Source organism: Streptomyces tropicalis (assembly GCF_029269835.1).
GTDB lineage: Bacteria > Actinomycetota > Actinomycetes > Streptomycetales > Streptomycetaceae > Streptomyces > Streptomyces tropicalis.
The window spans coordinates 1-9,214 of the sequence record NZ_JARJBB010000051.1 but is presented as its reverse complement, the minus strand read 5'-3'; the positions used below and the strand labels follow the sequence as shown (position 1 = coordinate 9,214).

General features: G+C 72.2%; 11 protein-coding genes. 7 read left to right on the top strand and 4 right to left on the bottom strand.

What is annotated here, in order from left to right:
• Nucleotides 1-167: 167 nt before the first annotated feature.
• The 3 genes from P3H78_RS32415 (at nucleotide 168) to chpE (ending at nucleotide 2,383) form a co-directional block, all read left to right on the top strand.
• Nucleotides 168-1,313 carry a GAF domain-containing sensor histidine kinase gene (locus P3H78_RS32415; protein ID WP_276112765.1) on the top strand — a complete coding sequence of 382 codons (1,146 nt, stop codon included), beginning with the start codon at nucleotides 168-170 and terminating at the stop codon, nucleotides 1,311-1,313.
• Nucleotides 1,306-1,947 (top strand): response regulator, encoded by a 642-nt coding sequence (locus tag P3H78_RS32410; protein ID WP_276112764.1) that lies wholly within the window; start codon nucleotides 1,306-1,308, stop codon nucleotides 1,945-1,947. Before P3H78_RS32415 ends, P3H78_RS32410 begins: the two co-directional genes overlap by 8 nt.
• Before the next feature lie 190 nt (nucleotides 1,948-2,137).
• Nucleotides 2,138-2,383, top strand: coding sequence for a chaplin ChpE (gene chpE / locus P3H78_RS32405; RefSeq protein ID WP_276112766.1), 246 nt, complete (start codon nucleotides 2,138-2,140; stop codon nucleotides 2,381-2,383).
• Nucleotides 2,384-2,535: 152 nt separating this feature from the next.
• On the opposite strand, the gene P3H78_RS32400 is transcribed toward chpE, so the two are convergent.
• Nucleotides 2,536-3,324, bottom strand: a complete 789-nt coding sequence (locus P3H78_RS32400) for an Rv1486c family protein (protein WP_276112763.1) — start codon at nucleotides 3,322-3,324, stop codon at nucleotides 2,536-2,538.
• A 152-nt stretch (nucleotides 3,325-3,476) separates the two neighbouring features.
• Between P3H78_RS32400 and P3H78_RS32395 the strand changes: the two genes are divergently transcribed.
• The 3 genes from P3H78_RS32395 to P3H78_RS32385 all read left to right on the top strand — a co-directional run bounded on the left by P3H78_RS32395 (nucleotide 3,477) and on the right by P3H78_RS32385 (nucleotide 5,846).
• Entirely contained in the window at nucleotides 3,477-4,274 is a 798-nt protein-coding gene (locus tag P3H78_RS32395) for an ABC transporter ATP-binding protein (protein ID WP_276112762.1), read from the top strand.
• Nucleotides 4,275-4,328: 54 nt separating this feature from the next.
• On the top strand, nucleotides 4,329-4,760 hold the full coding sequence (locus P3H78_RS32390) for an NfeD family protein (RefSeq protein WP_276112761.1): 432 nt from the start codon (nucleotides 4,329-4,331) through the stop codon (nucleotides 4,758-4,760).
• Between the two features lie 141 nt (nucleotides 4,761-4,901).
• On the top strand, nucleotides 4,902-5,846 hold the full coding sequence (locus P3H78_RS32385; RefSeq protein WP_276112760.1) for an SPFH domain-containing protein: 945 nt from the start codon (nucleotides 4,902-4,904) through the stop codon (nucleotides 5,844-5,846).
• A gap of 92 nt (nucleotides 5,847-5,938) precedes the next feature.
• Here the strand turns inward: P3H78_RS32385 and P3H78_RS32380 are convergent, their stop codons facing one another.
• The 3 genes from P3H78_RS32380 to P3H78_RS32370 form a co-directional block, all read right to left on the bottom strand.
• Nucleotides 5,939-6,445 carry an HNH endonuclease gene (locus tag P3H78_RS32380; RefSeq protein ID WP_276112759.1) on the bottom strand — a complete coding sequence of 169 codons (507 nt, stop codon included), beginning with the start codon at nucleotides 6,443-6,445 and terminating at the stop codon, nucleotides 5,939-5,941.
• A 164-nt stretch (nucleotides 6,446-6,609) separates the two neighbouring features.
• Complete coding sequence (locus P3H78_RS32375; RefSeq protein WP_276112758.1) at nucleotides 6,610-7,143, bottom strand: YbhB/YbcL family Raf kinase inhibitor-like protein; 534 nt, start codon at nucleotides 7,141-7,143, stop codon at nucleotides 6,610-6,612.
• A 95-nt stretch (nucleotides 7,144-7,238) separates the two neighbouring features.
• Nucleotides 7,239-8,021 carry a sporulation protein gene (locus P3H78_RS32370; RefSeq protein WP_276112757.1) on the bottom strand — a complete coding sequence of 261 codons (783 nt, stop codon included), beginning with the start codon at nucleotides 8,019-8,021 and terminating at the stop codon, nucleotides 7,239-7,241.
• A 137-nt stretch (nucleotides 8,022-8,158) separates the two neighbouring features.
• On the opposite strand from P3H78_RS32370, the gene P3H78_RS32365 reads away from it, so the two are divergent.
• A complete protein-coding gene (locus tag P3H78_RS32365; RefSeq protein WP_276112756.1) occupies nucleotides 8,159-8,809 on the top strand; it encodes a DNA-3-methyladenine glycosylase in 651 nt (216 codons plus the stop codon).
• The last annotated feature ends 405 nt before the right edge of the window (nucleotides 8,810-9,214 follow it).

Sequence of the window (9,214 nt, the reverse complement as noted above, 5' to 3'; positions counted from 1 at the left end):
ACCCCCGGCCGCCCTCCCTCCGCAGGAGGCCGTCCTGTGCGGGCCGTGCCCGGACCCGCCCCCCGTCCGCCCGGACCCGCCCCCGGTCCACGGACCTGGGCCCCGGCACCCGCCGGCCCCGCCGCAGGCCCGATCCGGCCGCCGCATCCCGCCGGTACGGTGAGGGCATGAGTCACGGCCCCCGGACCGGCCTCGCCGCGGTGAGCTCCGCGCTGCTGGCCATGAGCAGGCACCTGGAGGTGCGCGACGTCCTGAAGACGATCGTCGCCTCCGCCCGTGAGCTCCTCGACGCGCAGTACGCGGCCCTGGGCGTCCCGGACGACCACGGCGGCTTCGCCCAGTTCGTGGTCGACGGGATCGGTGAGGAGCAGTGGCGTGCCATCGGCCCGCTCCCGCGCCAGCACGGCATCCTCGCCGCGATGCTCCACCGGGACCGGGCCGAGCGGCTCGCCGACGTCCGCCGCGACCCCCGCTTCGAGGGCTGGCCCGCCGCCCACCCGGAGATGTCCGACTTCCTCGGCCTGCCCGTCCGCGACGGCGACGAGGTCATCGGCGCGCTCTTCCTCGCGAACAAGAACGGCCCCCGGCCGGAGGGGGGCTGCGGCTTCACCGAGGAGGACGAGGAACTGCTGTCGATCCTCGGCCAGCACGCGGCGATCGCCCTCACCAACGCCCGCCTCTACGAGCGCAGCCGCGAGCTGACCATCGCCGAGGAGCGCTCCCGCCTCGCCCACGAACTGCACGACGCCGTCAGCCAGAAGCTGTTCTCACTGCGCCTGACCGCCCAGGCCGCGGCCGCCCTGGTGGACCGCGACCCGGCCCGCGCCAAGGAGGAACTCCACCAGGTCGCCGTGCTCGCCGGCGAGGCCGCGGACGAACTGCGCGCCGCGGTGGTCGAGTTGCGCCCGGCGGCCCTCGACGAGGACGGGCTCGTCGCGACCCTGCGCACCCAGATCCAGGTCCTCGACCGCGCTCACAGCGCCCGCGTGACCTTCGAGGCCCACGGTGTCCGCGCCCTTCCCGCCTCCCAGGAGGAGGCCCTGCTCCGGGTCTCCCAGGAGGCCCTGCACAACGCGCTGCGCCACTCGGGGGCGGTGCACGTGGACGTCACCCTGGGCCGCAGCGGGTGCGGCGCCGTCCTGCGCGTGACCGACGACGGCTCCGGCTTCGACCCGACCGCGGTGCGCCGTGCGGGCCGCCACCTCGGCCTGGTCTCCATGCGGGACCGGGCGAGCGGCGTGGGCGGCAGCCTGACGGTGGAGTCGGAGCCCGGCAAGGGAACCGCGATCGAGATGGAGGTGCCCGGTGGCTGACCCGATCAAGGTGCTGCTCGTCGACGACCACCAGGTCGTCCGGCGCGGCCTGCGCACCTTCCTGGAGGTGCAGGACGACATCGAGGTCGTCGGCGAGGCGGCGGACGGCGCCGAGGGCGTCGCCCTGGCCGGGGAACTCCGGCCGGACGTCGTCCTCATGGACGTCATGATGCCCGTCATGGACGGCGTCGAGGCGCTGCGCCGGCTGCGCGAGGCCGGCAGCACCGCTCGCGTGCTGATCGTCACCAGCTTCACCGAACGGCGCACGGTCGTCCCCGCCCTGCGCGCGGGCGCCGCCGGCTACGTCTACAAGGACATCGACCCGGACGCGCTCGCGGGCGCCATCCGCTCGGTGCATGCCGGGCACGTCCTGCTGCAACCCGAGGTCGCGAGCGCCCTGTTGTCCCAGGAAGACGTCAACACCGGTCAGGGCAGGGGCGGTTCACTCACCGAGCGGGAGCGCGAGGTGCTCGGCCTGATAGCGGACGGCCGGTCCAACCGCGAGATCGCCCGCGCCCTGGTCCTGTCGGAGAAGACGGTGAAGACCCACGTCTCGAACATCCTGATGAAGCTGGACCTGGCGGACCGCACCCAGGCCGCCCTGTGGGCCGTGCGGCACGGCGTGGCCGGCTGACGGCCCGGCCGGGACCGCCGCCCGACCGTGAGCACCGGGGTGCCCGGCGGCAATTCGGAGCGTTCCGCTCCGGACTGAGATTCATACCGTCGTGGGAATGTCCCCCGAACGGCGCATCCTCCCGGAGGCCGTGCCGTTCTCCAGTGCGCGCCGCGGTGATCGCCGCGGCCGTCACCAGGAGGGGCAAGAAGTGAAGAACCTGAAGAAGGCAGCGGCCGTGACGATGGTGGCCGGCGGGCTGGTCGCCGCCGGTGCCGGTATGGCCTCCGCCGCCGACGGTGCGTGGGCCGGCGGCAAGGCCGCGGGCTCCCCGGGTGTCGTCTCGGGCAACGTCGTCCAGGCCCCCGTGCACGTCCCGGTCAACGCCGTCGGCAACAGCGTCTCCGTCATCGGTGTGCTGAACCCCGCCTTCGGCAACCTGGGTCTCAACGCCTGACCCCTCGGCGCGGCCGTCGCCCGCCCGGCTCCCCGGGTCCGCCCGGGGAGCCTTCCCCCTGTCCGGGGCCCGCGCCCGCCGGACGCATCCCGCCCCGGCCCGCCTCCCCGGACCTCGTTCCCCCTGTACCCCGCGGTCAGCGTTCCCCGTGGTCAGCGCACCCCCCGCTCCCGCTCCTCCACCACCGAGTTGTACGCCGCGACCTGCGCCCGCCGTGCCGTCCGCTCCACCGGCCGCAGCGCCTCCATCCGCGCCCCCATCTCCGAGGCGCTCACCGCACCCCCGTGCCCGCGGTCGTGGGCCAGCGACACCAGCAGCGCCACCCGGCGCGCCAGCTCCAGCACCCGCACCGCCCGGGGCGGATAGCCAGGCGCCAGCACCTCACGCCCCCGCTCGGCCCGCGCCCGGTACGCGTCGATCGCGGCCTCCGCCACCGGCCCGGCCCCGGCGACGTCCAGCCGCGACAGCACCTCGGTCGCCTCCCGCAGCGCCTCCGCGAGCTCCCGCTCCGCCTCACCCAGGCTCGGCACGTCCGCGGGCGGCGCCTCCCGCACCGGCAGCACCTGCCAGACCACCGCCACGTGCACGTCGCCCGCGGGCCCGGCCTCGGACACCTCCGGCACCAGACCGAGCGCGGCACCGTGGCAGATCACCGCCTCCTCGGCCTCCAGCGCCCGCGCGTTGAACTCCGGCGGGCCGCTCAGCCCCAGCGGATGCCCCGGCGCGGGCAGCGCCACCCGCAGCCCGGTCACCCCGAGCGTCCGCAGCCGCCCCAGCGCGAGCGTGAGGCCGACCGGATCCGCCTCCCCGGGCAGCCCCGCCACCCGGTGGACGGCATCCTCGCCGACCACCGCGGGCACGGCGTCGTCCGGTGGGACAAGTCCGGCGAGAAGGGCGTTTCCCCAAGCGGCGAGGCGTCCGGAGCGCGGTTCCGAGTGCATGCCCCCACCCTAAGGACCGGACCGATGGAATACCGCGGCCGACCGGTGGCGTAGATTCGGTGAGGGCTGCGCCCACCGTCGTGGCGGACCGAGCCACACGCGTACGCGACAGCCGAGACCGGCGGCACACTGCAAGGGGAGACAACGCGCTCATGAGCGATGTTCTGGAGCTTCAGGACGTATCCGTGGTCCGGGAGGGCCGGGCTCTGGTGGACCAGATCTCCTGGTCGGTCAAGGAAGGCGAGCGCTGGGTCATCCTCGGCCCGAACGGCGCCGGCAAGACCACCCTCCTGAACGTCGCGTCCAGCTACCTCTACCCCAGCAGGGGCACCGCCACCATCCTCGGCGAGACCCTCGGCACCCCCGGCACCGACGTCTTCGAGCTGCGCCCCCGCATCGGCATGGCCGGCATCGCCATGGCCGACAAGCTCCCCAAGAGCCAGACGGTCCTGCAGACCGTGCTCACCGCCGCCTACGGCATGACCGCCGGCTGGCACGAGGACTACGAGGAGGTCGACGAGCAGCGCGCCCGCGCGTTCCTCGACCGCCTCGGCATGACCGACTACCTCGACCGGAAGTTCGGCACCCTCTCCGAGGGCGAGCGCAAGCGCACCCTCATCGCCCGCGCCCTGATGACCGACCCGGAGCTGCTCCTCCTCGACGAGCCCGCCGCCGGCCTCGACCTCGGCGGCCGTGAGGACCTGGTCCGCCGCCTCGGCCGCCTCGCCCGCGACCCCGTCGCCCCCTCGATGATCATGGTCACCCACCACGTCGAGGAGATCGCCCCCGGCTTCACCCACGTCCTGATGATCCGCCAGGGCAAGGTCCTCGCCGCCGGCCCGTTGGAGTTGGAGCTCAGCTCCCGCAACCTCTCCCGCTGCTTCGGCCTCCCGCTCGTCGTGGAGCAGGTCGGCGACCGCTGGACCGCCCAGGGCCTCCCGCTGTCCTGAGGCCTCCCCCGTGCGCCCTGTCCGCCGCACGACCCGCGGTCCTACCATGACCGTGTGAACGACATCGACGCCTGGGTGTGGTGGCTCGTCGGCGCGGCCGCGCTGGGAATCCCGCTCGTGGTCACCGCGATGCCCGAGTTCGGCATGTTCGCGGTGGGCGCCGTCGCGGCCTCGGTGGTCTCCGCCCTCGGCCTCGGCGCGGTGGTGCAGGTGCTGACCTTCGTCGTCGTCTCGGTCGCCCTCATCGCCGTCGTCCGCCCCATCGCCAACCGGCACAGCCGTCAGCGCCCCCAACTGGCCACCGGAGTCGACGCGTTGAAGGGCAAGCAGGCCGTCGTCCTGGAACGCGTCGACGCCTCGGGCGGCCGGATCAAGCTCGCGGGGGAGGTCTGGTCGGCCCGCGCGCTCGACACCGGCCGCGCCTACGAGGCCGGCGAGGAGGTGGACGTGGTCGAGATCGAGGGGGCGACCGCCATCGTCATGTGACCCCGCGCTGCGCGGCACCCCCACCCAAGTGAACGAACACCCCACGGGGCACGCGACGGTCTGTCAGACTCGACCAGCAAGATCTTCAACAGCCCATAGGATCTTCCGAAAGCGTCGAAGCGGAGAAGGGGACGGGCAGCGATGGAACCGGTCATCATCGTCTTGATCATCCTGGTGGTGTTGGTCTTCATCGCCCTGATCAAGACCATCCAGGTCATCCCACAGGCCAGTGCGGCGATCGTCGAGCGCTTCGGCCGCTACACGCGGACCCTCAACGCGGGACTCAACATCGTCGTCCCGTTCATCGACACCATCCGCAACCGCATCGACCTGCGGGAACAGGTCGTGCCGTTCCCGCCCCAGCCGGTCATCACCCAGGACAACCTGGTCGTCAACATCGACACCGTCATCTACTACCAGGTGACCGACGCGCGGGCCGCGACCTACGAGGTCGCCAGTTACATCCAGGCGATCGAGCAGCTCACCGTCACCACGCTCCGCAACATCATCGGCGGCATGGACCTGGAGCGCACCCTGACCTCCCGCGAGGAGATCAACGCCGCCCTGCGCGGTGTCCTCGACGAGGCCACCGGCAAGTGGGGCATCCGCGTCAACCGCGTCGAACTCAAGGCCATCGAGCCGCCCACCTCCATCCAGGACTCGATGGAGAAGCAGATGCGCGCCGACCGCGACAAGCGCGCCGCGATCCTCCAGGCCGAGGGCGTCCGCCAGTCGGAGATCCTGCGCGCCGAGGGCGAGAAGCAGTCCCAGATCCTGCGCGCCGAGGGCGAGGCCAAGGCGGCCGCCCTGCGCGCGGAGGGCGAGGCCCAGGCCATCCGGACCGTCTTCGAGTCCATCCACGCCGGTGACCCCGACCAGAAGCTGCTCTCGTACCAGTACCTCCAGATGCTCCCGAAGATCGCCGAGGGCGACGCCAACAAGCTCTGGATCGTCCCCAGCGAGATCGGCGACGCCCTCAAGGGCCTGTCCGGCGCCATCGGCAACTTCGGCCCCATGGCCAAGGGCCCCGGAGGAAACGGCTCCGCCGGCGGCAGCGAGCGCCGCGAACGCCCGCCGATCGACTGACCGCCGCCGGCCGCGCACCCGTACGCCGGCCGACCGCGCGCCCGTACGGCTGGGGCCCGCCTCCGTCACGAAGGCGGGCCCCAGCCGTACGGTCACGCGGCGGGCTGGGCCAGCCACTCCGGCAGTGCATCGAGGTCCTCCTGGCCCAGTGCGAGGAGCATCGCGTCGGCCGGTGTCGGCTCGAAGGGCGCCCGCAGCAGCGGCATGCCCGCCTGCTCCGGCGTCCGGTCCGCCTTGCGGTGGTTGTCCTCGGCGCACGAGGCCACCGTGTTCAGCCAGGTGTCCTGCCCGCCGCGCGAACGCGGCACCACGTGGTCGACCGTCGTCGCCCGCCGGTCGCAGTACGCGCACCGGTGCCGGTCCCGCACCAGCACACCCCGCCTCGACCACGGAGCTTGTCTTCGGAACGGCACCCGCACGTACCGGCACAGCCTGATCACCCGAGGCGCCGGGATGTCCACCTCGGCGCCCCGCATGCGCAGCTCGGGGTGGGCCTGCTCGACGACGGCCTTCGCCTGGAGCACCAGCACGACGGCCCGGTTCAGCGTCACCGTCGACAGCGGCTCGAAGCTCGCGTTCAGTACCAGCGTGTCCCGCATCCGGCCCACCTCCCGTGTGCACCTGCCCACCCCCCGGCGGGCTCGGATCAACTCTGGACGGGCACGCCGCGATGGACAACGCAATAAAAATGCCCGCCCCCGATCACTTCCAGGACCGGGGGCGGGCAAACGTTCCATGAACGTCGGAGGGCATCCGAGGGGCGTCAGCCCAGGTTCTCGTACTCCCCGACGAGCTGGGCCCGCGCCAGCGTGTGGAACCGCAGATTGAAGCCGACGACCGCCGGGGACGCCTCCGCGTCCGGGCCCAGCTTCTCCCGGTCCACCGCGTACACCGTGAACACATAGCGGTGCGGTCCGTCGCCCGGGGGCGGCGCGGCCCCGCCGAAGTCCTTCGACCCGTAGTCGTTGCGCGCGTGCACGGCACCCGCGGGCAGCCCCGCGAAGTCCCCGCCGCCCGCACCGAGCGGCAGCTCCGTGACCGTCGCCGGGATGTCGAACAGCACCCAGTGCCAGAACCCGCTGCCCGTCGGGGCATCCGGGTCGTAGCAGGTCACGGCGAAGCTCCGGGTCTCCGGCGGGAAGCCCTCCCAGCGCAGGTGCGGCGAGGTGTTCCCCGCCGCCTGGACCTGAGCGTCCTTGAGCGTCGCGCCCTCCTGGACGTCGTCGCTCGCCACCGTGAAAGCCGGCACGGGCGGATGGAAGTCGTGGGGGAGCGGCCGCCGCTTGAGCTCGGTCACCTCGATACCTCCTGATCGGTTCCTGGACGATTCCCGATCGACGGAATCGTCGGTTCCCGAGCCTAGGGCCTGAGCGGCCGCACCCGGAGCATGGTTCAGAACCAGTTGCGCCTGCTGCCGACCTCGGCGATCCACTGGTGCAGGTACGCCCCCCAGTCCGTCGCCTGGTAGTCGTGCAGCCCCACCTGGAAGGACCGGAAGGTGTCGCTCCCCTCGCTGAACAGGCCCGGCTTCTTGTCCATCTCCAGCACCACGTCCATCGCGTGCTCGTCGGCGACGAAGCTCAACTCGACCTGGTTCAGGCCCCGGTACTGCGACGGCGGGTAGAACTCGATCTCCTGGTAGAACGGCAGCCGCTGCCGCGTCCCGCGGATGTGACCGCGCTCCATGTCCGCGTTCTTGAAGCGGAAGCCCAGCCGGATGAAGGCGTCCAGGATCGCCTGCTGCGCCGGCAGCGGATGCACGTTGATCGGGTCCAGGTCGCCCGAGTCCACGGCCCGCGCGATCTCCAGCTCCGTGGTCACCCCGATGTGCATGCCCCGCAGCGCCTGCCCGTCGATCATGGTGACCGGCGTCTCCCAGGGGATGTCCAGACCGAACGGCACCGCGTGCACCGCACCGGCCTGCAGCTCGAAGGCGCCGCCGAGCCGCACCTTGGTGAACTCGATGTCCTGCTTGTACTCCTGGTCGCCGCTCTCGACCTCCACCTTCGCCTGCAGACCGACCGACAGGCCCTCGATCTGCTGGTTCACCGAGCCGCCCTGGATCCGCACCTCGCCCTGCACGACACCGCCCGGCACGACGTTGACCTCGGTCAGCACCGTCTCCACCGAGGCCCCACCGGCCCCGAGGCTCGCGAGCAGCTTCTTGAACGCCATGACTCTCCCTTTACGCGTGGATCCCTGTCCCTACATACGCGCACCGGCCGCGACCGGTTCCGCGCCCACACCCTGGCAAGACGCGGGATCCTTGACCAGCACGTGGCGCGCGTCCGCCTGGACTACCCTCGGACGGCGTGATCGCGCCCGAGGACCGTACGCCCCTGCCCAGGGAGTTCTTCGACCGGCCGGTCGTCGAGGTCGCCCCCGACCTCCTCGGCCGCATCGTCGTCAGGACCACCCCCGACGGGCCGATCGTGCTGCGCCTGACGGAGGTCGAGGCCTACGACGGCCCCAACGACCCCGGCTCGCACGCGTACCGGGGACGCACCGCCCGGAACGCCGTGATGTTCGGCCCGCCCGGACACGTCTACGTCTACTTCACCTACGGCATGTGGCACTGCATGAACCTGGTCTGCGGTCCCGAGGGCCGGGCGAGCGGGGTGCTGCTGCGCGCGGGCGAGATCGTCGAGGGCGCCGGCCTGGTCCGCGCCCGGCGCCGGTCGGCCCGCAACGACCGCGAACTGGCCAGGGGACCGGCCCGTCTGGCCACCGCCCTGGACGTGGACCGCGCCCTCGACGGCACCGACGCCTGCGGTGCCGGGGACACCCCTCTCCGGATGCTCACCGGCGCCCCGGCCCCCGCCGACCGGGTGCGCAGCGGCCCGCGTACGGGGGTCGCCGGGGACGGCGGGGACGGTGATGTCCACCCCTGGCGGTTCTGGGTCGCCGGCGACCCGACGGTCAGCCCGTACCGCCCCCATGTCCCTCGCCGCAGCCGAAGTTGACTCGCCCCGGCAAGGTGCGTAATGTATCCCGAGCCGCTGAACCGGGTACGGCGATCGCCTGCAGCCGGAGCGGCCACCCACTACCTACGAGCACCCTTCACGGGGTCGATTTCGGTGTGCCCGCATGCCGAAATTCGAACGTGTCGGACCCGATTATGAGTCCGCAGGGGGATCGGTTAGCGTAGTGAATGTCGAAAGGCCGACGGACGAAAGCCCGAAAGCCCAGGACACCCCCGCCGGCCGGGAATCGGATCGAAAATCGATCTGATAGAGTCGGGACCGCCGGAAAGGGAAACGCGGAAGCGGGAACCTGGAAAGCACCGAGGAAATCGGATCGGAAAGATCTGATAGAGTCGGAAACGCAAGACCGAAGGGAAGCGCCCGGAGGAAAGCCCGAGAGGGTGA

Excerpts from the sequence above, each read along its gene's own strand:
- P3H78_RS32415 (WP_276112765.1), top strand. The coding sequence starts at position 168 with ATGAGTCACGGCCCCCGGACCGGCCTCGCCGCGGTGAGCTCCGCGCTG.
- P3H78_RS32400 (WP_276112763.1), bottom strand. The coding sequence starts at position 3,324 with ATGCACTCGGAACCGCGCTCCGGACGCCTCGCCGCTTGGGGAAACGCC.
- P3H78_RS32395 (WP_276112762.1), top strand. The coding sequence starts at position 3,477 with ATGAGCGATGTTCTGGAGCTTCAGGACGTATCCGTGGTCCGGGAGGGC.
- P3H78_RS32385 (WP_276112760.1), top strand. The coding sequence starts at position 4,902 with ATGGAACCGGTCATCATCGTCTTGATCATCCTGGTGGTGTTGGTCTTC.
- P3H78_RS32380 (WP_276112759.1), bottom strand. The coding sequence starts at position 6,445 with ATGCGGGACACGCTGGTACTGAACGCGAGCTTCGAGCCGCTGTCGACG.
- P3H78_RS32370 (WP_276112757.1), bottom strand. The coding sequence starts at position 8,021 with ATGGCGTTCAAGAAGCTGCTCGCGAGCCTCGGGGCCGGTGGGGCCTCG.